23 protein-coding genes and 1 tRNA gene are annotated in these 22645 nt (G+C 72.4%); 9 read left to right on the top strand and 15 right to left on the bottom strand.

What is annotated here, in order from left to right; genetic code table 11:
• Positions 1–27 precede the first annotated feature (27 nt).
• Complete coding sequence (locus M3148_RS14755) at positions 28–264, top strand: hypothetical protein (protein ID WP_251305475.1); 237 nt, start codon at positions 28–30, stop codon at positions 262–264.
• A gap of 2 nt (positions 265–266) precedes the next feature.
• On the opposite strand, the gene mscL is transcribed toward M3148_RS14755, so the two are convergent.
• The gene (gene mscL / locus M3148_RS14750) at positions 267–668 is read right to left on the bottom strand and encodes a large conductance mechanosensitive channel protein MscL (RefSeq protein WP_251305474.1); all 402 of its coding nucleotides are present in this window, start codon (positions 666–668) and stop codon (positions 267–269) included.
• A gap of 156 nt (positions 669–824) precedes the next feature.
• Positions 825–1487, bottom strand: coding sequence for an SAF domain-containing protein (locus tag M3148_RS14745; protein WP_251305471.1), 663 nt, complete (start codon positions 1485–1487; stop codon positions 825–827).
• 141 nt (positions 1488–1628) lie between these two features.
• Between M3148_RS14745 and M3148_RS14740 the strand changes: the two genes are divergently transcribed.
• A complete protein-coding gene (locus M3148_RS14740) occupies positions 1629–4232 on the top strand; it encodes a penicillin acylase family protein (RefSeq protein ID WP_251305470.1) in 2604 nt (867 codons plus the stop codon).
• Between the two features lie 45 nt (positions 4233–4277).
• Here the strand turns inward: M3148_RS14740 and M3148_RS14735 are convergent, their stop codons facing one another.
• Positions 4278–4922 (bottom strand): 5-formyltetrahydrofolate cyclo-ligase, encoded by a 645-nt coding sequence (locus tag M3148_RS14735; protein ID WP_251305469.1) that lies wholly within the window; start codon positions 4920–4922, stop codon positions 4278–4280.
• A gap of 87 nt (positions 4923–5009) precedes the next feature.
• Here M3148_RS14735 and galU point away from each other — a divergent pair, with 87 nt between their 5' ends.
• Genes galU through M3148_RS14715 form a run of 4 tightly spaced genes read left to right on the top strand, consistent with a single transcriptional unit; the run spans position 5010 to position 8926 of the window.
• Complete coding sequence (galU, locus tag M3148_RS14730) at positions 5010–5972, top strand: UTP--glucose-1-phosphate uridylyltransferase GalU (RefSeq protein WP_251305468.1); 963 nt, start codon at positions 5010–5012, stop codon at positions 5970–5972.
• Entirely contained in the window at positions 5969–7183 is a 1215-nt protein-coding gene (locus tag M3148_RS14725) for a molybdopterin molybdotransferase MoeA (RefSeq protein ID WP_251305467.1), read from the top strand. Before galU ends, M3148_RS14725 begins: the two co-directional genes overlap by 4 nt.
• A complete protein-coding gene (locus M3148_RS14720) occupies positions 7183–7794 on the top strand; it encodes a GNAT family N-acetyltransferase (protein WP_251305466.1) in 612 nt (203 codons plus the stop codon). Before M3148_RS14725 ends, M3148_RS14720 begins: the two co-directional genes overlap by 1 nt.
• A gap of 10 nt (positions 7795–7804) precedes the next feature.
• Positions 7805–8926 carry a hypothetical protein gene (locus tag M3148_RS14715; RefSeq protein WP_251305465.1) on the top strand — a complete coding sequence of 374 codons (1122 nt, stop codon included), beginning with the start codon at positions 7805–7807 and terminating at the stop codon, positions 8924–8926.
• A 142-nt stretch (positions 8927–9068) separates the two neighbouring features.
• Here the strand turns inward: M3148_RS14715 and M3148_RS14710 are convergent, their stop codons facing one another.
• Positions 9069–10292 carry an arginine deiminase gene (locus tag M3148_RS14710; protein WP_251305464.1) on the bottom strand — a complete coding sequence of 408 codons (1224 nt, stop codon included), beginning with the start codon at positions 10290–10292 and terminating at the stop codon, positions 9069–9071.
• 150 nt (positions 10293–10442) lie between these two features.
• On the opposite strand from M3148_RS14710, the gene M3148_RS14705 reads away from it, so the two are divergent.
• Positions 10443–10518, top strand: a tRNA-Ala gene (locus M3148_RS14705).
• Between the two features lie 119 nt (positions 10519–10637).
• On the opposite strand, the gene M3148_RS14700 is transcribed toward M3148_RS14705, so the two are convergent.
• Positions 10638–11621, bottom strand: a complete 984-nt coding sequence (locus M3148_RS14700) for an NAD(P)/FAD-dependent oxidoreductase (protein WP_251305463.1) — start codon at positions 11619–11621, stop codon at positions 10638–10640.
• Between the two features lie 86 nt (positions 11622–11707).
• Between M3148_RS14700 and M3148_RS14695 the strand changes: the two genes are divergently transcribed.
• Both M3148_RS14695 and M3148_RS14690 read left to right on the top strand, forming a co-directional pair.
• Positions 11708–12286, top strand: coding sequence for a helix-turn-helix domain-containing protein (locus M3148_RS14695; protein WP_251305462.1), 579 nt, complete (start codon positions 11708–11710; stop codon positions 12284–12286).
• A gap of 55 nt (positions 12287–12341) precedes the next feature.
• A complete protein-coding gene (locus tag M3148_RS14690; RefSeq protein WP_251305461.1) occupies positions 12342–14273 on the top strand; it encodes a BCCT family transporter in 1932 nt (643 codons plus the stop codon).
• An 80-nt stretch (positions 14274–14353) separates the two neighbouring features.
• On the opposite strand, the gene M3148_RS14685 is transcribed toward M3148_RS14690, so the two are convergent.
• The 10 genes from M3148_RS14685 to M3148_RS14640 form a co-directional block, all read right to left on the bottom strand.
• On the bottom strand, positions 14354–15235 hold the full coding sequence (locus M3148_RS14685) for a polysaccharide deacetylase family protein (protein ID WP_251305460.1): 882 nt from the start codon (positions 15233–15235) through the stop codon (positions 14354–14356).
• Positions 15236–15264: 29 nt separating this feature from the next.
• Positions 15265–16653 carry a purine-cytosine permease family protein gene (locus tag M3148_RS14680; RefSeq protein ID WP_251305459.1) on the bottom strand — a complete coding sequence of 463 codons (1389 nt, stop codon included), beginning with the start codon at positions 16651–16653 and terminating at the stop codon, positions 15265–15267.
• Between the two features lie 204 nt (positions 16654–16857).
• Positions 16858–17874, bottom strand: coding sequence for a cation diffusion facilitator family transporter (locus tag M3148_RS14675; RefSeq protein ID WP_251305458.1), 1017 nt, complete (start codon positions 17872–17874; stop codon positions 16858–16860).
• Entirely contained in the window at positions 17871–18344 is a 474-nt protein-coding gene (locus M3148_RS14670; RefSeq protein WP_251305457.1) for a transporter substrate-binding domain-containing protein, read from the bottom strand. Before M3148_RS14670 ends, M3148_RS14675 begins: the two co-directional genes overlap by 4 nt.
• 56 nt (positions 18345–18400) lie before the next feature.
• Complete coding sequence (locus tag M3148_RS14665) at positions 18401–18994, bottom strand: hypothetical protein (RefSeq protein WP_251305456.1); 594 nt, start codon at positions 18992–18994, stop codon at positions 18401–18403.
• 10 nt (positions 18995–19004) lie between these two features.
• Positions 19005–19517 carry a mycothiol transferase gene (locus M3148_RS14660; RefSeq protein WP_251305455.1) on the bottom strand — a complete coding sequence of 171 codons (513 nt, stop codon included), beginning with the start codon at positions 19515–19517 and terminating at the stop codon, positions 19005–19007.
• Positions 19514–20440 carry an ABC transporter substrate-binding protein gene (locus M3148_RS14655; RefSeq protein ID WP_251305454.1) on the bottom strand — a complete coding sequence of 309 codons (927 nt, stop codon included), beginning with the start codon at positions 20438–20440 and terminating at the stop codon, positions 19514–19516. The genes M3148_RS14660 and M3148_RS14655 overlap by 4 nt, the downstream gene beginning before the upstream one ends.
• A complete protein-coding gene (locus tag M3148_RS14650) occupies positions 20437–21135 on the bottom strand; it encodes an ABC transporter permease (RefSeq protein WP_251305453.1) in 699 nt (232 codons plus the stop codon). Before M3148_RS14650 ends, M3148_RS14655 begins: the two co-directional genes overlap by 4 nt.
• Complete coding sequence (locus M3148_RS14645) at positions 21132–21812, bottom strand: ABC transporter permease (RefSeq protein WP_251305452.1); 681 nt, start codon at positions 21810–21812, stop codon at positions 21132–21134. The genes M3148_RS14650 and M3148_RS14645 overlap by 4 nt, the downstream gene beginning before the upstream one ends.
• Positions 21812–22621: an ABC transporter ATP-binding protein gene (locus M3148_RS14640; RefSeq protein ID WP_251305451.1), complete on the bottom strand. Its 810-nt coding sequence runs from the start codon at positions 22619–22621 to the stop codon at positions 21812–21814. Before M3148_RS14640 ends, M3148_RS14645 begins: the two co-directional genes overlap by 1 nt.
• Positions 22622–22645 lie beyond the last annotated feature (24 nt).

The raw sequence follows: 22645 nt of genomic DNA, 5'->3' as shown, positions 1-22645 counted from the left end.
GGGCGGCGCGGCGGGCACCGCCGGGTGGTGGCCCCACCCACGCGGCTGGGGGCGAGCGAGGAGGGCGCGCTCGTGCCGACCGAGCCGGCGCCCCGGCCCACGCCGCGGGAGCCGGAGGAGCAGCCGGCCGCCCCCGGGCCCCGCGCGGAGGAGCCGGTGCTCCCGAGCCGGGCCGCCGAGGACACCGACGCGGCCTGGGGCGAGCTTCCCGAGGGCTCCGACGACGCCCGCTACCTGCGTGACAAGCCGCCCCACTGGCAGTAGCGCTACGGGCGCCCGCTCTGCGTCTTGAGGAGGTCGCGGATCTCCTGGAGCAGGAGGATGTCCTCGGCCGGCGCCTCCGGCTCGGGCTCCTGCCCGCGCTTGCGTCGCTCCTGGAAGGTGTTCATCGGCAGGACGAAGATGAAGTAGACGACCGCCGCCGTGATGAGGAAGACGATGACGGCGTTGATGATCGCGGCGAGGTCGACGACCGTGTCCTCCCGGCCGGCGATGATCGCGAAACCGAAGCCGTCGACGTGCGAGCCACCGAGCGAGTTGACCACGGGCGTGATGATGCTCGTGACGACGGTGTTGACGATCGTGGTGAACGCCGAGCCGATGACGACCGCGACCGCCAGCTCGATGACGTTCCCGCGGGTGATGAAGTCACGAAATCCCTTGAGCACGGTCTTGCTCCTCCCACCCCGGGGCTCTCCCGGCGCACCGCACCCTAGCCGGTGGCCGCCGGCGGCGAGCGCTCGACGTCGGCACTGCGGCGTCCGTACCCGAAGGGGTCACGGTCGGCGCCCCGACGGTGACGCGTCGAGAGCCCGACCGGGCCCCTACCCGGGGAGGACCACGCGCAGCGGCGCCCATGCGCTCGCCCCCACGACATCCGGCGCCGCCCCGCGCGGGACGGCCACGAAGACGAGCGACGTCGGCTCCTCCCCGCCGAGGAGGCCTCCGCCTCCGTCCTCCTCGAGGGCCACGACGAGTGCCCCCGCGGCCACCACCTCCGCCCCGCCCTCGCTCGCCGCCGCGTCCGCCGTCGCCGCGAGGAGGTCGACCCGGTCCCCGGGCCGCAGCGTCCGGGCCACCGCGGCGTCCGCGAGCCGCACGGGAACGACGACCTCACCCGGGGCGGTGCCCGTCGCGAGCCCCGGACCCACCAGGACCTCCGCCGCCAGCGGGAACCCGGCCGGCAGCCCCACCGCCAGGCGCTGCCCGACCGCCTCCACCGGGGCGCGCAGCATCCGGGCCGCGGTCACCTCCCGTGGCAGCCGCACCGTGTGGACGTCGCTCTCGGCCAGCGGCGTCCCCGCCGGCACGTCCCGCGCCAGCACGACGACGGCTACCGTCGGTGGTGCGGGCGGCCGCACCTCCTGCACCACCACCCCGACGGCGGACACGAGGCCCACGGCCAGCAGGGCGTGCCGCCAGCGCCACAGCAGGCGGCGCACGCGCACCAGGCGGCGTCGCGACGGGGGAACCGGCGGGGAGGGCATGGGGCGACGGTAGGACCGGGCGGGGCCCGGCCCGGGGCGCGTGGACGCCGGCTGTGGACGAGAGACACCGCACCGGCGACAGGGGATGAGCCCCCGGCGCGGACGGCCGCCGTCGTCGGAGGTTCCGGATACCCTCGGCAGGTGCGTGGCTCCCACCTTCTGCAGCGTCTGACGATCGTCGTCGCGGCCGTCCTCGTCGTCATCCTCGTCGCCGGCGTGGCGCTCGCGGCCGTCCTGGTGCGCCGACCGCTGCCCGACTACGGGGGGGAGACCACCCTGCGGATCCTCTCCTCGCAAGTCGAGGTCCTGCGCGACGAGCGGGGAGTGCCGCAGATCTACGCGGACACCGACACCGACCTCATGCGCGGCCAGGGCTACGTCCACGCCCAGGACCGCTTCTTCGAGATGGACTACCGGCGCCACGTCACCGCGGGCCGTGTCTCCGAGCTCGTCGGTGAGAACGAGAACGCGCTGGCCGCGGACCGGGTCATCCGCACCCTGGGTTGGCGCCGCGTCGCCGAGCAGGAGTGGGACCTCCTCAGCGAGGAGAGCCGCGCGCTGTTCGAGGCCTACGCCGAGGGCGTCAACGCCTACCTCGACTCCCGCGAGGCGAGCCAGCTCGGCGTCGAGTACACCGTCCTCGGCCTCGTCACCGAGCTCGGCGAGGTCGCCCCGTGGACCCCGATCGACTCCCTCGCCTGGCTCAAGGCGATGGCCTGGGACCTGGCCGCCAACAACGACCAGGAGCTGGGCCGCGCCACCGCGGTCCGCGCTCTCGGGGGCGACGTCTCCCGCGTCGCGCAGCTCTACCCCGCCTACCCGGAGACGCGGAACCTCCCCATCATCCCGCCACCGGAGGCGACCGAACCAGAGGCGACGGTCGAGGACGCCTCCTGGCCCGCGCCCGCCGGCGCCGTCGACGCCATCGAGAGCGCCTACGCCGCCGTCCAGGCCACCCCGCGCCTCCTCGGTGACGGGGACGGCATCGGCTCGAACTCCTTCGTCGTCTCCGGCGAGCACACGGTCGGGGGCCAGCCGATCCTCGCCAACGACCCGCACCTGGGCATCAGCGCCCCGGGCGTCTGGCACCAGGTGGGCCTGCACTGCCGCGAGCTCACCACCCTGTGCACCTTCGACGTCGCCGGCTTCGACTTCGCCGGCATGCCCGGCATCATCATCGGGCACAACGCCGAGCTCGCGTGGGGACTGACGAACCTCGGCGCCGACGTCGTCGACTTCTTCCTCGAGCGCGTGTACGACGACGGCACCTACCTCCGTGGCGGGGAGCGCGTCCCGCTCACCCGGCGCACCGAGACCATTGCCGTCAACGGTGGCACCGACGACTCCCTCACCGTCGCGGCCACGGCGCACGGGCCGATCGTCTCCGGGGTGCTGCCCGAGACAGCCGCCGCGAACAGCTCCCCGGTGCCCGACGGCTCGCCGTCACCCGGCTTCGGCGGCTACGCCGTCGCGATGTCGTGGACGGCGCTGACCCCGGGCCGCACCGGCGACGCCATCTTCGCGCTCAACCGCGCCGCCACCGCCGAGGACGTCGCCGCGGCGGCCGCGCTCTTCGAGGTGCCGGCGCAGAACATCGTCTTCGCCACGACCGACGGCGACATCGGCTACCAGGCCCCCGGCCGCATCCCGGTGCGCCAGGAGGTGTCCGACGGCCCGGTGCCGTCCGACGGCAGCTGGCCCCGCCCCGGGTGGGACGGGCGCTACGACTGGGCGGGCTACGTGCCCGCCGCGGACATGCCGAGCGTCCTCAACCCCGAGGAGGGCTTCATCGTCGCGGCCAACCAGGCCGTGCTGCCCGCCGGCCAAGGCCCATTCCTCACCGGTGACTGGGACTACGGCTTCCGCTCCCAGCGGCTGCGCGAGCGCCTTACCGCGACCATCGAGCGCGGCGTGAGCGTCGACGCGTCCTTGGCGAACGAGATGATGAACGACGAGGCCAACCCGTACGCGGAGGCCCTCGTCCCTGCCCTGCTCGACGTGACGGTGACCGACGGCTTCGTCCAGGAGGCCGTCGACCTCCTGGCCGAGTGGGAGGCAGAGGGCTACCAGCAGGACGGCGACTCCGCCGCGGCCGCCTACTTCGCGGCGGTGTGGGCCAACCTCCTGGACCTCACCTTCGCCGATGACCTGCCCGCCACGCTGGCGCCGGACGGCGGCAGCCGCTGGCTCGTCGTCGTCGACCGCCTCCTCGAGGACCCGACGAGCGAGTGGTGGGACGACCGGCGCACCATCAACCTCGTCGAGAGCCGCGACGAGATCCTCCTGCAGGCGCTCGTCGCCGCACGCAACGAGCTCACCCAGACGCTCGGCAAGGACCCAGGGGACTGGCGGTGGTCCCAGCTCCACGTCGCCGCCCCCCAGCACCCCGTCCTCGGTGACGGCGTGCCGGCGGTGGTCTCGTGGTTCGCCAACCCCCGGCCCGTGGGCGTCGGGGGTGGCTCGAGCATCGTCAACGCCACCGGCTGGGACGCGAGCGCGGAGGTCGAGGGCCGGCGCGACTACGGCGTCACGAGCGTCCCGTCGATGCGGATGGCCGTGGACCTCGCCGACTTCGACCGGTCCCTGTGGGTGAACTTCACCGGCGTCTCCGGGCACCCGGCCGACGACCACTACGACGACCAGCTGGGCGCGTGGGCCGCGGGGGAGACCTTCGCCTGGCCCTTCAGCCCGGCAGCCGTCGAGGACGCGGCGACGAGCACCCGCACGCTGCGCCACCCCGGCTGACCGGCCGGGGGTCCGCCGGGGTGACGGGTGGGGCCCCGCGCCGGGTCAGGAGGTGCGGTGGGTGAAGGTGGAGCCGCCGATGAGGAACCAACGCTTCTCGGTGATGACGGCGTCCACCGGGATGTCGTGCGCGGCGCGCGGCAGCTGGGCGCCGGTGATGAGCTCGGCCTCGTGGACCATCGCGAGCACCGGGGCGTCGGGCGCGCGGTGGAGCAGCGCACGGTCGTACCAGCCCCCGCCCTGCCCGAGGCGGATCCCGGAGGCGTCGACCGCGAGCGCCGGGGCGATGACGACCTCGGCCTGGGCGAGCGCCTCCGGCGGAAAGACCTCACCGGCCGGCTCGAGGGGCCGGCCGGGTGCGCGCTGGGCAAGCTCCTCACGGCTCGTGTACTCGCCCCAGCAGCGGGCCAGCCCGGGGCCGAGGACCGGCAGGAGGAGGCGCACCCCGCGCTCGTGGAGGGCGTCGATGAGCATGCTCGTGTCCGGCTCGGTGGGCGCGGAGACGTAGGCGGCGACGCAGCGGGCGTCGCCCACCGCCTGCACGCCGTGCTCCGCGAAGGTCGCGGCGGCCTCCTCGCGCTGCCGGTGCGAGCGGGCGGCGCGGGATGAGCGGACGGCCTCTCGCAGCGCGTTCTTGGCGTCCTCCAGCTCCAGTCCGGTCGTTTCGGGGAAGCGGATCGCCGTCGACATGTGGGTAGTGTTCCACGGCCGGGCTGCCGTGTGGCGGTGCCGCGCCTCCCTCCGGCGGACCCGGCCGGTGCTGGGTAGCCTTCGGGCATGACAGAGCAGAGCGTCACCCCGGTTCGTAAGGCCGTCGTCCCGGTTGCCGGGCTCGGCACCCGATTCGTGCCCGCCACCAAGGCCGTGGCCAAGGAGATGCTGCCGGTCGTGGACCGGCCGGCGATCCAGTACGTCGTGGAGGAGGTGGCCGCCGCGGGCATCGAGGACGTCCTGCTCGTCACCGCCCGTGGCAAGTCCGCGATCGAGGACCACTTCGACCGCAACGTCGAGCTCGAGGCGGCCCTGGAGGCCAAGGGCGACGAGGACCGGCTCGCCGAGGTCCGCCGGCCCACGGCGCTCGCGGACATCCACGCCGTGCGCCAGGGCACTCCCAAGGGTCTGGGCCACGCCGTGCTGTGCGGCCGCGAGCACGTGGGCGACGAGCCCTTCGCCGTGCTCCTCGGTGACGACCTCATCGACGCCCGCGACCCGATCCTGCCGACGATGATCGACGTCCAGCAGCGCCTGGGCGGCTCCGTCATCGCGCTGCTCGAGGTCGAGCCCTCCCAGATCAACCTCTACGGCGCGGCGGCCGTCGAGCCGGTCTCCCTCGCGGGCATCCCGGACGGCGACGTCGTCACCGTCACCGAGCTCGTCGAGAAGCCCGCCGTCGAGGAAGCCCCCTCGAACCTTGCCGTCATCGGCCGCTACGTCCTGTCCCCGGCCGTCTTCGACGTCCTCGAGCGCACCGAGCCGGGCCGCGGCAACGAGATCCAGCTGACCGACGCCCTGCAGACCCTCGCCCGGATGCCCGCGAGCGAGGGCGGCGGCGTCCACGGCGTCGTCTTCCGCGGCCGCCGCTACGACACCGGGGACAAGCTCGACTACCTCAAGGCCGTCGTCCAGCTCGCGGTCGACCGCGAGGACCTCGGCCCGGACTTCTCCGCCTGGCTCGAGCAGTTCGTCGCGGGCCGGCACGTCGAGCTCAGCTCCGACCCCTCCGCGAGCCACCCCCGGTGAGGAGCGTCCAGGAGCACCTCGCGGCCTGCCTCGCGGCGGTCGGGCCGCAGCCGCCCCTCGAGGTGGTCCTCGCCGACGCCGTCGGGTGCGTGCTCGCCGAGGACGTCCTCGCGCCGCGCGACCTGCCCCTGGCGGACGTCGCGGCCCTGGACGGCTACGCCCTGCGAGCCGGGGACGTCGCCGCTGCTGCGCCGTCGTCGCCGGTGGTCCTGCGGGTGCTCGACGAGATCCGTGCGGGCAGCGTCGAGCGCACCCGCCTGCCCGCCGGTGCCTGCGTGCGTATCGCCTCGGGTGCGCCGCTGCCGGTGGAGGCCGACGCCGTCGTGCCGGTCGAGCAGACCGATCGCGGCGCCGCGAAGGTCGAGGTCCGTACGGCCGCGGCCGCGGGTGAGAACGTCAACCGGCGGGCGCAGGACGTCCGCGCCGGTGAGGTCGTCCTGCCCGCGGGGGAGCGGGTGGGCGCCCGGCAGGTCGCGCTCCTGTCCGCCGTCGGCCGCGGCCGGGTGACGGTGCACCCGCGACCGCGCGTCGTCGTCATCTCGGTCGGTGACGAGCTCGTCGAGCCGGGCCAGTCGGCCGCCGCCGGGCAGGTGTACGACGCGAACGGGCACGCGCTGGCCGCCGCGCTGCAGGACGCCGGCGCCGCCACCTACCGGGTGGCCGCCGTCCCGGACCAGCGCGGACCCCTGCGCGAGACCCTCGAGGACCAGCTCGTGCGCGCCGACCTCGTCGTCACGACGGGCGGGCTCAGCCACGGCTCCAACGACACCGTCAAGGAGGTGCTCGCCCCGCTCGGGACGGTGCGCTTCGACAACGTCGCCATGTGGCCGGGGCGCCAGCTCGGGCTGGGGCACATCGGGGAGGGCACCCCGATCTTCGCGCTGCCGGGCGACCCGGTGGCCGCGCAGGTCGCCTACGAGGTCTTCCTGCGCCCCGCCGTCCTGTCGATGGCCGGCTACACCGAGCTCTACCGCCCCACGGTGACGGCGACAGCGACCACCGGCTGGTACTCCCCGTCCGGACGGCGCGAGTTTGTCCGCGTCACGCTCGCCGGCTCGCCGCGTGAGGGCTACCGCGCCACGCCCGTCGGCTCCCCGAGCATGCTGCTCCTCAGCGCCCTGGCCCGCGCCAACGCGCTGGCCGTCGTGCCCGAGGACCTCACCGACGTCACCGAGGGCACGGCGCTGTCCTGCCTGCTGCTGGATGCCTGATGCTCGAGCACGAGGGCGTCCGGCTGCGTCTCCTGCGTTACGGGGACCGCGCCGCGTGGGAGCGCGTGCGCCGGCTGAACTACGAGTGGCTGCGCCCGTGGGAGGCGACCAGCCCGGTGCCGGCACCGCCCGTAGGCTTCCGGGACTACGTCGCCCAGAGCCGTCGTCAGGGCAGGCGCGGGGAGGCCCTCACCTTCGTCATCGAGGCTGATGGCGAGCTCGTGGGCCAGCTGTCGGTGTCCTCGATCATCCTCGGGGCGCTGCGCGGGGCCTCCATCGGCTACTGGGTGAGCCAGGACGTCGCCGGGCGCGGGATCACCCCGACCGCGGTCGCGATCGCCGTGGACTACTGCTTCACCGTGCTGCGGCTGCACCGTATCGAGATCAACATCCGGCCCGAGAACACGGCCAGCCTGCGGGTGGTGGAGAAGCTCGGCTTCCGCGACGAGGGGATGCGCGAGCGCTACCTCCACATCGACGGCGACTGGCGTGACCACCGCACCTTCGCACTCGTCGCGGAGGACGTACCCGAGGGCCTGCTGGAGCGGTGGATCCGCACCCGCGGGAGACACGCCGTTGACGATCCCGACGGTGGTGCGCCGCCCGGATAGTTTCGTGCCTGTGGATGTTCAGGGGTGGGTGGTCGTCGGACTGGCCCTCATCCTGTTCGGGTACCTGGTCCCTCACCTCGTGCAGAGCCGTCACCAGCTGGCGGAGGCACGGGTGGAGGACCGCTTCTCCGGCACGTTGCGCGTGGTGACCACCGGGGCGACGGCGAGGCGGTCGTCGCCCGGGGAGCACCACGGTGCGCTGGAGAGCAGACCGTACCTCCACGATCCACGACGACGAACGGAGGCACCCGCCGTGAACAGGCCCACCACCCCCAGCGAGCGTGCCGCCGCCGAGGCGCGGCGACTGGCTCAGCTGCGCGCGGCGCGCGCCGCCGAGATCAGCCGACGCAAGGCTGCCGCCAAGCGCCGGCTCGTGCTCACCGTCGTGCTGCTCCTCGCCACTGTCGGCGGCTGGCTCGGCTTCGGGCTGGGCAGCCTCCCGGTCGTGCTCGGCGTGGTGCCCACGGTCCTGCTCGCCGGTGTCCTCGTCCTCGGCCGCCGCGCCGCGACGATCGCCGCCCGGCGCAACGCTGCCGACCGCGCCGCCATGGCCCGCCTCGCCCCGCGCACGCGACCCGCCTCCTTCGCCCGTCCGGCCACGACGACGGCGGCACGCACCGCCGCGCCTGCCGCGGGTGGCGCCTCCGCCGCGCGTGACGAACGCACCGCCGACCCCGCGGTCACCGCCGAGCCGGCAGCCACCGCTGAGGATCCGGCCACTGCCGAGGGTGCGGCCACTGCCGAGGCGACCGGACCGGCCGGGACGGCGCCCGCGACGGATGAGACGGCGCCCCCCGCCGCCGTCAGCGAGCCGACGGATGTCGCGCAAGCGGAGCAGCCCGCGGCGCACAGCTGGACACCAGTCCAGGTCCCGGTCCCCACGTACACGCTCAAGGCCTCCGCCCCGCGCATGGACATCGCCCCGTACGAGGCGCCCGAGCCGGAGGTCGCGCAGGCCCCTGCCGAGGCCGCGGTACCGCCCGAGCCCGTCGTCGTCTCCGGCCTGGCCGGCTCGCCCTACGCGCCCGTCGCCGACCCGGAGCCCGAGGCCGCCCCCGCGCCCGAGGCGGTGCCTGCACGCGGCCTGGACCTCGACTCCGTCCTCGCCCGCCGCCGCGCCGTCGGCGCCTGACACGCCCCGCCCCACCGCACCACCCCCGCCACCCCGCTCCGCCTCCGCCTGGGACGCACCTCCCGGCGCCTGGGAGCGCCTCCGGTAACCCCCGGGAGTACCGGAGGTGCGTCCCAGAGGTGGCCGGTGGCCGGGGACGAGGTCAGATGCCGTCGCGGATCGTCGGGCAGCTCATGCACCGAGGACCGCCGCGGCCGCGGCCCAGCTCCGAGCCGGGCACCTCGATGACCTCCACTCCGTGGGAGCGCAGGTAGGCGTTGGTCGTCGTGTTGCGCTCGTAGGCGACGACGACGCCCGGCGCCAGGGCCAGCACGTTGCACGCGTCGTCCCACTGCTCGCGCTCGGCGCTGAGGGAGTCCTGCGCGGGGGTGAGGATGCGCAGGGAGTCCACGCCCAGGGCCTGGGCGATCGAGGCGTGCATGTCCTCGGGCGGGTGGTCGGTGATGACGAGCTCGCCGTCGGCGTCCCCGGGGGTGATCCGGTAGGAGGGCAGGGCACCGAGCCCGGCGTACTCGGTGAAGGTGTGGTCGTCGACCATCGTCATCACGGTGTCCAGGTGCATGAAGGCCCGCTCGTGCGGCAGGGCCAGCGCCACCACCTGGGTCGCCGACCCCGTCTCGAAGAGCCGTTGGGCGACCCGCTCCACCCCCTGCGGCGTGGTCCGCTCGCTCATCCCGACGAGCACCGCCCCGCGGCCCAGGACGAGGACGTCCCCGCCCTCCACGTTGATGGCGCTGCGCCCACCGGCCCCGCTCCACAGGTGGAAGCCCACGCCGGCGAAGTCCGGATGGAAGCGGTAGATCGCCTGGTAGTGCAGGGACTCGCGCAGCCGCGAGCGCTTGCGCATGTTGCTCACGCCCACGCCGTCGTACACCCACGCGGACGCGTCGCGCGCGTAAAGGTGGTTGGGCAGCGGGGGGACGACGAACTCGTCCTCGCCGAGGACGTGCAGCGCGACCGACCGCGGCTCCTCGATCCGCTCGAGGAGCTCGCGCTTGGTGAGGCCGCCGACGAGGAGGGCGGTGAGCTCACCGTCGTCGAGGGTGTTGACCATGTCGAGGACGGGCGCGACGCCGGCGGTGCCGAGGAGTGGGGGCCCGAAGGTCTGCTCGACGATGAGGGACCGGGCCGCCGGGACGGCGAGGGTCTCGCGGAGCAGGTCGGTGAAGTAGCGGACCGACACGCCCTGGTCGCGCAGCGCCTGGGCGAACGCGTCGTGCTCCTCCTGGGCCCGCTCCACCCAGAGGATGTCGTCGAAGAGCAGCTCCTCGCGGTTCTGCGGCGTGAGTCGGCGCATCTCGATCCCGGGCCGGTGGAGGATCACCTCGTGCAGGCGTCCGACCTCGGAGTCCACGTGGTAGGTCATGGTGTCCTCGTCGTCGACGGTCAGGGGCGCCCCTCAACGTACTGCGAGGGGCCCCACCCGGCCCGCCGATCCTGTGACCCACGTCAACGCGAGGCTGGGTTCTCTCCCTCCCGACGGCGGTGCTAAAGTTGGCAGCGCTCGACCGAGCATGGGGCTATGGCGCAGTTGGTAGCGCGTCTCGTTCGCAATGAGAAGGTCGGGGGTTCGAATCCCCCTAGCTCCACCAGTCAAAGGCCGCTGAACCGCACGAGAGTGCAGCTCAGCGGCCTTTTGCGTCTTCTCCACGTGCCCTCACCGCTCCGTAAACTCAGTGACCCGGACGGGTCGTGGCCGCGCGGGTGTCCCTCAGGCCACGACCGCGCGTGCCGCGACGGCCGCATCGGCGTCCGCCGCCGCGAGGTGAGCGTTGATGTGCGCCCCGGCCATCGCGCCCGCCGCGGCCGAGGCTCCGACCTGCGCCATCGGCTCGGTGACGTTGCCGGCCACCCACACGCCCGGCACCTCGGTCGTGCCCGCCATGCCGGACACCACCCGCCGGCCCATCCCGCCGGGCAGCTCCTCCACGGGCAGGCCGAGTGCCTCCAGCCCGTCCAGGCGAGGCAGCAGCGACGTCCCCACCGCGAGGACGCGCCGCTCCACCATGCTGCCGCCGGCGAGCAGGACGCCCGCGATTGCGCCGCCGGTGTCGGCGACGACCTCGGTGACCGGCTCCTCGACGACCCGCACGTCCAACACCGCGAGCCGCGCCCGGGCCTCGTCATCGAGCTCGGTGCCGCGGGTGAGGTAGACGAGGTCGTCGGTGAGCTGGCGGAAGAGCAGCGCCTGGTGCACCGATGCGGGGCCGACGGCGAGGACCCCGATCGGCTCGTCGCGCACCTCCCAGCCGTGGCAGTACGGGCAGTGCACGACGCCGCGTCCCCAGTGGTCCGCCAGGCCCGGGACGTCGGGGAGCACGTCCAGTGCCCCGGTCGCCACGAGCAGGCGGCGTGCGGTGAGCTCACGGCCGTCGGTGAGCATGACGGCGAAGCGCGGGTCGCCCTCGGACGACGGGTCCGCGGGGGCGGCCGCCGCAACCGTCCCGGTGACGACGGTGCCCCCGTACCCGCGGACCTCCTCACGGCCGCGGCGGTAGAGCTCGGCGGGTGGCGTCCCGTCGAGGCCGAGCAGTCCGTGGACAGCATCGGCGGGAGCGTTGCGCGGCGTCCCGCCGTCGATGACGACGACGGACCGGCGGGAGCGGGCGAGCATGAGCGCGCCGTTCAGCCCGGCGGCACCACCGCCGATGACGACGGCGTCGACGGTGCGGCTGGGCAGTGTCTCGACAGACATGGGGTTCTCCTCGGTGTCGGGCCCAGGGAGGGCTTGGTAGATGCCACGCTAGCCACGCCTTGCGCAACAGGCATAGCATCATGCGTATGACGCAAGACATCGCTGCTCTGGAAGGCCTCGTGCGCAAGCGCGTCCGCGCACTGCGCCTCGCCCACGGCTGGTCCCTCGACGAGCTCGCCCGGCGCGCCACCCTCAGCGCGTCGACGCTGTCCCGCATCGAGAACGGCCAGCGGCGTCTCGCGCTGGACCAGCTCGTCGCGCTGGCCCGTGCCCTCGACACGACCCTCGACCAGCTCGTCGCGAGCGACGTCGAGGATGTCGTCGTCAGCCCCGTCGTCGACGCCCACGGCTGGCGGCGGTGGCCGGTGCGCGCCCAGCCTGGGCTCAGCGTCGTGCGCCAACGGCTCACCACCCCGCCCGACCTGGCCCGCATGCGCGCCCACGCCGGCCAGGAGTGGCTCGTCGTGCTCTCCGGGACCGCCGTCCTCCTCCTCGGCGACCGGCGCTACCGGCTGGAGCCGGACCAGGCCGCGGAGTTCCCCACGATGCTCCCGCACGCGATCGGAGCAGAGCACCGCCCGTGCGAGGTCCTGGCGATCTTCGACCGTGACGCACATCGTGACCATCAGCGGGCCGTCACCGCACGCGCTGCCGGGTCGGACTGAGGCCCACGTCACCTGCGCGGGCGCTGTGGCGCGGACCGGTCTAGCCTCCGGGAACATGACTGACGACGGGACCAGCTCACCAGCCGGACGTGCCACGCCAGGCCGCGACCAGCACGAGCCCGACCGCGAGGGCCCCGGTGAGCGGGTGCGCCGCGCGATCCGCAATGCTGCCTCGGAGCCGGCCTTCGGCATCCACCCGGGCCTCGTGCCCGGCATCAGCGTCGAGGACACCGGCGCCCGGTTCCCCACGCGGCGCAGCGTCTTCGTCGTCGCCCTCGTCGTCACGCTCGCCGTGCTCACGTGGGCGATCGTCGCGCCCGATCACCTCAACGACGTCGGCACGAGCATGCAGAGCTGGGTCGTCGCGCGCTTCGGGTGGCTGTTCAACGCGACGGTCGTCGCCACGGTCGTGTTCATGCTCATCGTCGGTTTCGGACCTACCGGGCGGATTCGCCTTGGCGCGGACGACAGTAACCCCGAGTACTCGACGACGTCGTGGATCTCCATGCTCTTCGCTGCTGGTCTGGGCATCGGCCTCATCTTCTACGGCCCGCTCGAACCGCTGAGCCACTTCCTGTCGCCACCGCCCTCCACGGACGCGGAGGCCGGCACGCAGGACGCCGTGCTGCCCGCCATGACCGACGCCTTCCTCCACCAGGCCACCTTCGCCTGGTGCATCTACGCGCTGGTCGGCGGGGCGCTGGCCTACGTCTCCTACCGGCGCGGTCGACTGCCGCTCATCTCCTCGCTCTTCGAGCCGGTCTTCCCCGACGGCAACAACCGCGTCCTGGGCAAGGTCATCGACATCTTCGCGGTTCTCGTCACGCTCTTCGGCACCGCGACGTCCCTCGGCATCGGCGCCCTGCAGATCCGCACCGGCACCTCCATCGTCACCGGTCACGAGCTCGGCAACAGCTACGTCGTCGTCGTCGTCAGCGTCCTCACCGTGGTCTTCACCTTCTCCGCGGTGGCGGGGATCAAGAAGGGCATCCGGCTGCTGTCGAACACGAACATGGCGCTGGTCGTGACGCTCGCCGTCTTCGCGCTCCTCGCCGGGCCGACCTTCTTCCTCCTCGACCTGTTCCCCGCCTCCCTCATCGCCTTTGTGGACAACCTGCCCGAGATGCTCACCGTCTTCGCCAGTCAGGGGCAGGAGCAGCAGGAGTACCTCACCGCGTGGACCACCCTGTACTGGGCGTGGTGGATCTCCTGGTCGCCGTTCGTCGGGATGTTCATCGCGAAGATCTCCAAGGGGCGCTCGCTGCGCCAGTTCGTCACCGTCGTCGTCTTCGTCCCCTCGATGATCTCCATCGCCTGGTTCACGATCTTCGGTGGCAACGCGATATGGATGAGCCTCAACGGGCGCGACATGACCGTGGAGGGCGCCGGCGAGAACGTCATGTTCGACCTCCTCGGCAACCTGCCGCTGAGCCCGGTGATGTGGGTGGTCTGCCTCGTGGCGATCATCGTCTTCTTCGTCACCGCGGCGGACTCGGCGAGCAACGTCATGGGCTCGATGTCCCAGTCGGGGCGGCCGGTCCCGTCCACGTCGGTCACCATCGTGTGGGGCGTCGCCCTCGGCCTCATCTCGCTGTTCCTGCTGCTCGCCGGCGGACGCAACGCGCTGTCGGGACTGCAGTCGATCATGGTGACCTGTGCACTGCCGTTCACGCTCATCCTCATCGGGATCATGGTGTCCTGGGCGCTGGACCTGCGCCACGACCCGCTGATGATCCGGCGCCGCTACGCCCTGGAGGCGATCCGGCTGGGTGTACGCCGCGGCATCGACGAGCACGGTGACGACTTCGTCTTCGGCACCTCCCACGTCGCCGAGACCGAGGGCGCCGGCGCCAGCTTCGAGAGCGACAACCCCGCCTTCACGCAGTGGTACACCGACAGCGCCCTGCGCGAGGTCGAGGACGAGCTCCCGGAGGGAGCCACCGGCACGGACGGCGAGCACAGACCTGGAGACGACGACCGCGCCTAGGTGTCCTCAGCCATCGCCAGTGACTGACTGGGAGGCCGAACGCGCGGTCCCGGACCCGCCACGGGCCCGGGTACCGGCGTTCAGGAGCCGAAGGGCATCCGACGGCGGAAGTCCGTGGCGACCTCGTCGAAGGTCAGCCACTCGACGCCGTCGTGGCCGCCGATGTAGTCGAAGATCCGCTCCAGCATGAGCAGCACCTGAGGCCGGCCGGACACGTCAGGGTGGATGGTGAAGGGGAAGACGGCATAGTCCATCTCGCGGTAGATCCAGTCGAACTGGTCCTTCCACAGCTGCTCGATCACCTGCGGGGCGACGAACCCGTGGGAGTTGGCGTTGCCTTTGATGAACATCATCGGAGGCAGGTCGTCGACGTACCAGTTCGCCGCGATCTCCACGAGGTCTACCTCGTGCCCACGGACGAGCGGCTTCATCCACTCGGCGGCCGGCTTGGTGTAGTCGACATGGGTCCAGCTGTCGCCGACCCGCGCGTAGAAGGGGGTGAAGTCGTCGTAGCTCTGGGAGTTGTCGTAGGAGAAGCCGTGGTTCAGCAGCAGCTGCGCTGTCTGCTCACTCATCTCCCACCAGGGGGCGACGTAGCCGCGTGGCCCGCTGCCGGTGAGGTCCTTCACCAGCTCGACCGAACGACCGAGCACATCCGCCTCCTGCTGCGCACTCATCGCGACCGGGTTCTCGTGGCTGTAACCGTGGCATCCGAGCTCGAACCCGGCTGACACGAGGTCACCGATCTCCTTCGGGAACGTCTCGACCGAGTGCCCGGGGACGAACCAGGTGGCGGGCAGCTCCCGCTGTTGAAGCATCCGGCGCAGCCGGGGCACACCCACCTCGCCCGCGAACATCCCCCGCTGGATGTCGTTGGGGGAGTCCTGGCCCCCGTAGGAGCCGAGCCAGCCCGCGACCGCGTCGACGTGGACGCCGATACAGACCTTGATGTCCTTCGCCATGGAAAAGTTCCTCTCTCGTTGTCGGGCGGTCAGCGAGCCTGGGTGGCTACGGCGTGTCCGCCCACGTCCTCGAGCGGCCCGGACGTCCGGCCACGCATGGCGTAGTGCAGGACGACGTGAAGGACGACCGTGATGGCCAGGGCCGCGATCCCGGAGGAGAAGCCGTAGGGCAGCGGCCACACGTACTGGAACAGCAGGCCCAGAGTGGCTCCGACGGCGAAGGAGATGACGCCGGGCCAGCGCAGTGCCGGCTGGCGGCCGTAGGCCTCGGCGGTGAACTCGTTACGGCGCAGCAGGTAGTAATCGGCAAGGATCGGACCGACGAGCGGCACGAAGGCAGCGCCGAGCACGGTGATGAAGTCGACGAAGAAGAGCTGGTAGAAGGCCAGAGCGCCCAGGACTGTGCCCAGGACGCCAACGACGAGCACGATCTTCGTGCGGCGCACCCGCACTCCGAAGGCGTTGAGTGCCGGGCCGGTGTACAGCGAGTTGGAGTACAGCTCGGAGTTGTTGGTGGTCCACAGCGAGGTGGTCCACACCAGGACGCCGACGATGGCGAGCAGGATGCCGCGGTCGTACATCCAGTTGACGAAGTTCGAATCGCCGGTCGTGACCGCGCCGATGTAACCGACGATGTTGAGCAGGGGGTTGGTAAGGATGAAGCAGGCGCCGGCACCGATGAAGACCGCCCCGACGTTCTTGGCGTAGCGCATGAGGTCAGCGCCCATGATCGCGCCGGCGATCCAAGCACCGACGACGATCGTCACTCCGGACCCGAAGCCGAGTCCGGACTGGGAGGAGGCCGTCTCGATCATGCGCCCCCAGCCGCCGCCCTCGTTGAGCATGCCGATCCCGACGAGCAGCGAGACGACGAGCACGAACGGAGCGACGGGGATGGCGACCTTCTCGATCGCTGAGATCCCGCGGTAGGCGGTCCAGGTGAACAGCGCGCCGAAGGCGATGCAGCTGAGCACCACCTCCAGTGTGACCGCCGCAACCTCGGGACGGCCGAACGCGCCTGGGGCGATGACAGTGATGCCCGTCGGGTTACCCAGCAAGACGCCCCAGACGTCAGCGATCATGCCGAGAATGGAGGCGAACCAGCCCAGCGTGAGCAGGGCCATGACGACCATCGGCAGTGCGAACCCCTTGCTCCCGTAGGAGAACCGGGAAAGCAGGGCGAGGTTGAAGCCGGTGCGCATCGCCGGGATTCCAAGAAGAGCTGTGAGGGCGAAGAGAATGAGCTCACCGGTGACCACGGTGGACATCGCCAGCCCGAAGGGCATGCCCGGCGCGTCACCCTGGCCGGCCAGCTGGCCACCGACGATGAGGCCCGTGACGACGAAGCCGAAACCTACCCACACCATCGACAGCCCGAAGGTGCCCCGCCGAGCAGTTCCGGGCACTGGCTCGAGCATGTACTCCTCGTGCTCGTGTCCGAGCTCCTCGGTCGTCCGCCCTGTGCCATGTGTACTCAACGGAATCCTCCTCGACTCGTGCCAGCCGTGGCCGGCAGGTGACCACGCGGCGGTGCGCGGCGTGTGGAAGCCTACCGTCATGTGAACGCGCACAACGACACGGCGCCGCCGTGCACGTGTGGGCTCACCTGCGACGACGCCGCTCTACTCGCCGGCGTCGTGGCTCCTGGTTGACCTCTCCGCGGCGACTGAGGGGAGCATCCGCTCGGGCAGCTCCTCGACGGGGATGAGGACGAGGTCGTCGATCTTCCAGTCGAGCGCCACGATGTCCTGCCGGGCCCGGGCGAGCTCGGTCAGCGTGGGGGTGTGGCCCTCGACGGGGACGACGAAGGACTCGACGTGGAAGACGTGACCCTGGTCCCGCACCCGCGAGCGCGCCGTCGCCACCCAGGGGATCTCACTGAGACGCTCGTCGATCTGCCCCACGAGCGGGTGCGGGTCATGGCCGTCGTAGGTCTCGGCCCGCGCGTCCATGAGGGCGCTGATCGCCGCGCGCATGTTGGTCACGCCGTCGTACAGGATGCTGCCGGAGATGAAGAGAGCGGCGACGGCGTCGGCCCACCACAGCCCGAGGCCGATGCCGATGATCCCGAGGATCGCGCCGACCGCCGTCATCCAGTCGGCCTTGTTCATGTCGGCGTCGGCGTACAGCACACGGTCGTGCAGGCTCTTGGCGAGTGGCATCTTCGCCCGGCCCAGCAGGACGGGCGGGACGGCGGTGTAGGCGAGCACCGCGATCATGAGCCAGCCGGACCACACCACGTGGCCGCCGATCTCGATGAGGCCGACCGGCGGGTGCTCGGCCTTGACCAGGCCCGAGGCGGAGTCGAAGACGAGGAAGGCACCCATGGCGAGCAGCGACGTCGCCGCGACGAGGTGCCCGATGCCGACCGCTCGGTGGTACCCGTAGGGGTGCTCAGGCGTGGGGGGCTTGCGCGTACGGTGGACCGCGAGAAGGAAGGCGATCGGTGGGATGAAGGACAGCAGGTCCTCCGCCCACGCCGCCTTCATCGCCTGCGAGCTGCCCATGGCGAAGTAGACCGCGGTGACCGCGGTGAGGAGGAAGGCGACGGTCAGCCACGCCAGGCGCACCGCGCGACGAAGGTGCGCCTCCTGCTCCTCCGGCAGCTCGGTGCGTCCGAAGCTCGCCCGGCCGCTCACAGGTCCGCCTCCAGCAGGAAGCCCTCGAGCTCGACGAGGAAGGCGTTCTCGCCCATCGGTGCGGCCATGACGTGCAGCTCCTTTGCACCGTCGGGGCCGGTGGTCTCGGTGTAGCGGTAGGTGAGCGCCGCCTTGTCCGCCCACGGGGACTTCGCGGTGAGGCCGCCGATGACGAGGTCGAGCTTCCCCCGCTCGAGCTGGCCGATGAGCTCCTCCTCACCGCCTGCGGCCCACTGGACCTCAGCGTCGATCGTGCGGGCGAACTCCGCGACGAGTTCGACCTCGGTGCCGGTGGGCTCAGCCCCGGTGCCGTCCGGCAGGTCGGTCCACGGCGGGCTCGGGGACACCCCCACGCGCAGGATCCCGCCGGTCACCCGGTCCAGGGTGTCGTCCGGGTCGGTCGGGATGGTCGTGGAGCATGCGGTCAGGGCGAGCAGGAGCAGCGCTCCGCCCGCCATCGTTCTTCTCACGAGCGCCAGTCAACCCTGTCGGTGCCGCGGCGCATCTCGAGCCACCGGGTGGCGGGTCAGCTGGCGCCGCCCAGGTGCTCCTCCTGGCTCCGGTCGAGCCGCTCGTCCATCCCGATGCCCACGAGGTCGTACTCGTCCGGCTCCTGGCCGCCGCGCTCGCGGATGCGCCAGCGCATGAGGCAGAGCATCGCGACGTCGGCGCCCGAGAAGCCCGGGCCCTCCTCGTGGACGAGGATCCCGCGCGTCACCCACGCCAGGGCTCGGCGGTCGTCGCCGTGCTCGGCCCACACGTCGGCCATGTACTCGTAGGTCGTGGGATCCGCCGGCCGGCTCCGGCGCAGCTGGGTGTCCAGCACGAGCGCCTCCTCGGTGTCGCCCCGCTCGAGGAGCAGGGCCATGAGGTGGGAGCGGGGGTCCAGCTCGCTGACGCCCTCCGCCACGACCGCCCGGCGGTAGGCGGCCTCGGCGGCCTCCGGCTCGCCGGCGAGCTCGAGCTGCTCCCCGGCGGCGGTGAGCAGCTCGCGGGGGGAGAGCTCGTCCCGGGGATGAGGGTGGTCGCCCCACTCGAGGAGCTGGTCGGCCACGCGCCGGTGGTCGGGAGTGGACAGCTCGAGCTCGTCGACGTCGTCCTCGGTGATCGGTGAACGCATGGCCCCGAGTCTAGGAGCGGGTGCGCTCGAGCACCCCGCGCACGAAGGCGGCCTGTCCCGCGTGCTCGAGGCAGTCGTCGACCACGCTCACCAGCCGCACCCCCAGGGTGACAGGCGGGTCCCAGGCCTCGTCGACCACGCGGTCGAGGTCCTCGTCCCGCAGCCCGCGGAGGAACGCGAGCGTCTGCTCTTGGACCGCGTCGTAGTACGCGAGGGCCAGCTCGGCGTCGAAGCCGCGCACAGCGCCCACCTCCTCGGAGCTGTGCCCGTAACCGATGCCACTCACGGGCAGGTCGAAGCGCGTGTCCCAGCCCTCGGCCGTCCACAGCTCCTCCCGGCCGGCGACGTCGGCGACGTGGTCGTCCTGGACCCGGGTGAGGTGCCACAGCAGCCACCCGATGGAGTTCGCGTCAGGGTCCAGCCGCGCGGCGAGGGCATCCTTGTCCAGGCGTTCACCGGCCCGGTGGACGGCCTCCTTGACCCGTGAGTACGCGTCGAGGAGCAGCTCGGTGGCGGCGCTCACGATGTCCCTCCCAGCAGACCCTGCTCGGTGAGCCAGTCGGTGGCGATCGTGGCGGAGTCGAGCTGCTCGCCCACGCTGCGCGCGTTGAGCCCGATGAGCTCCTCGGTAGTGAGGGCGGCGCTCACCGGGTCGAGCAGCGGAGCGAGCTCCTCGGCGCGGTCGGCCGCGACGAGCGGGACGACGTTCTGCGCGAGGATCATGCTCTCCGGGTCCTCGAGGGTGACGAAGTCTCCCGAGGCGAGGTCCGGGTCGGCGGTGTAGATGTCGCCCATCGTGATCGTGCCGTCGCGGATGGCGTCCTTGGTGAGCGGGCCACCGCTGTCGCCGATCGCGAGGAACTCGACGTGCACGCCGTAGAACTCCTGCAGACCCTCCGGCCCGTAGGGCCGGCTCTCCAGCTCGGCGTTCCCACCGACGGTGATCTCGCCGTCGTAGCCCGCGAGGTCCGCGAGGCTCGTGATGCCGTTCTCGGCGGAGAACTCCGCGGTCACGTTGTAGGAGTCGGCGTCCTGCGCCTCGGCGTAGTCGAGGACCGCGAGGCTCTCGGGCAGCGCGTCGGGCAGTGCCGCCGCGACGTCCTCGGAGCTGCGCGCCTCGGTGTCGGGCACGTAAAACTGCAGCAGGTTGCCGGTGTACTCCGGCAGCACGTGGACGTCCCCGCCCTCGAGGGCCTGGAGGTAGACGTCGCGCTGGCCGATCTGGAACTGGCGCGTGACGTCGAGGCCGGCGCCCTCGAGCACCTGGGCGTAGATCTCGGCGACGATCTCGTTGGAGTAGTAGGCCTGCGAACCGACGACGACGGCGCTCCCGCCGTCCGCCGTCGTCGTCCCGTCCTGGCCGGGCTCTGCGAGGGGGTCGCCCGAGCCGCAGCCGGCAAGGGTGAGCGCGGCCGCGGCGAGCAGCGCGAGGCGGGTGGTCTTCATCGGTGTCCTTCCGTCGACGTGCCGAGCCTGCCCTGTCCGCCCGCGACGCGCACCGCGAGACGCGCGAGTACCGCGAAGACCGCGTCGACGACGACGGCGAGGGCGACGATGGCGATCGCGCCCCCGAGCATCTCGTCGTAGCGGCGCAGCGAGATCCCGCGCTGGACGTAGATCCCCAGGCCCCCGAGCCCGACGTAGGCGGCGAGAACCGCGGTGGCGACCACCTGGAGGGCCGCGCTGCGCAGGCCGCCCACGAGGAGCGGAAGCCCGAGCGGTGCCTCGACACGGGTGAGGACCTGCCACGGCGTCATGCCCATCGCCCGCGCGGACTCGGTCACCGCGCCGTCGACGTTCTCCACGCCGGCGTAGGTGCCGGCGAGCACGGAGGGCACGGCAAGGACGACGAAGACGACCGTCGCGGCGAGGACGGCGTCCCCCACCCCGACGAGCAGGGTGAGGACCGTGAGCAGGCCGAGGGAGGGCAGCGCACGGCCGGCGCCGGCGAGCGCGACGGTGAGCTGCCGCCCGCGCCCGGTGTGGCCGACGAGGTAGCCGAGCGGGATCGCGATCGCGGCCGAGACCGCGAGCGCGAGGAGCGTGTAGAGGAGGTGCTCCCCGGCGCGGTCGAGGACGGTCGTGCCGGTCCACTGCTCGCGGGCAGTGAGCCAGGCCCACGCGTCGGCGAAGAGACTCATCCGGCGCCTCCCGCGGTGAGCTGGAGGCGGCGCCCGGCCCGGGACGGGCGGCGGTTCCACGGGAGCAGGACGCGGCCGAGGAGGACGAGGAGCACGTCGAAGACGAGCGCGACGAGGACGGTCGCGAGGATCCCGGTGACGATCTCGGCGACGATCCCGCGCTGGAGGCCGTCCATGAAGAGGTAGCCGAGGCTGCGGGTGCCGACGAGCACCCCGACGGTCACCAGGCTCACCGTGCTCACCGCGACGACCCGGAGCCCGGCGAGGAGCACCGGCCCGGCCAGCGGCAGGTCGACCGCCCAGAACCGGCCCCAGGGGGAGTAGCCCATGGCGGTGGCCGCAGAGCGGACGGCCGGGTCGACGGCGTCGAGGGCGTCGGTGACGAAGCGCACCATGAGTGCGACGGCGTACACGGTGAGCGCGATGACGACGTTGAGCTCGGAGAGGAAGCTGATCCCCACGACTGGCGGGACGAGGACGAACAGGGCGAGGGAGGGGATCGTGTAGAGCAGCCCGACGGCGGCGAGGAGGGGACCGCGGAGCCGGCGCCGGCGCCACGCGAGCACCCCGGGCGGCAGCGCGAGGACGAGACCGAGCACGATGGGGACGACGCTGAGGCGGGCGTGCTGGACGACGAGCTCGGCGACGAGCCCGAGGTTCGCGGCGAACCAGCCCATCAGTGGTCCAAGACGCCGGCGGGCCGTCCGTCGGCGTCAACGGCGAGCCGCCGCCCGTCCTGCTCGACGACGGTGAGCCGCCGCCGGCCGCGGTCGGCGCCGATGAAGCTCGCGACGAAGTCCGAGGCGGGGGCGGCGAGAATCTCTGCGGGCGTGCCCTGCTGCGCGATCCGGCCGCCCTGCTCGAGGATGACGACCCGGTCCCCGAGCCGGAAGGCCTCGTCGACGTCGTGGGTGACGAAGACGACCGTCTTGGCGAGCACGCCCTGCAGGCGCAGCAGCTCGTCCTGCAGCTCGGTGCGCACGATCGGGTCGACGGCCCCGAAGGGCTCGTCCATGAGGAGGATGTTGGGGTCGGTGGCCAGCGCCCGGGCCACCCCGACGCGCTGCTGCTGCCCGCCCGAGAGCTCGCGCGGGTAGCGCTCGGCGAGGGAGCGGTCCAGGCCCACGGTGTCCATGAGCTCCAGCCCGCGCTCGCGGGCCTCACCCCGGGGCGCCTTGTTGAGCCGCAGCACGGTGATGACGTTGTCGAGTACCCGGCGGTGGGGGAGCAGCCCCGCGCTCTGCATGACGTAGCCGATGCCGCGGCGCAGCTCGACGGGGTTGCGCTCGCGGACGTCGGTGCCGTCGATCTCGACCGTCCCGGAGGTGGGGTCGACCATCCGGTTGATCATCCGCAGCACCGTCGTCTTGCCCGAGCCGGAGGAGCCGACGAGCACGGTGGTGCGCCGGGCGGGGATGACGAGATCGAGCGCGGAGACCGCCTCGGCGTCGCCGAAGCGCTTGGTCACCGCACGCAGCTCGATCATGGGGCTCCTCGGTCGGGTGCGGGC

It is taken from the genome of Georgenia satyanarayanai (assembly GCF_023715365.1).
In the GTDB taxonomy this organism is placed as follows: domain Bacteria; phylum Actinomycetota; class Actinomycetes; order Actinomycetales; family Actinomycetaceae; genus Oceanitalea; species Oceanitalea satyanarayanai_B.
The sequence above is the reverse complement of the archived record's forward strand: the minus strand, read 5'-3'. Positions and strand labels throughout refer to the sequence as shown.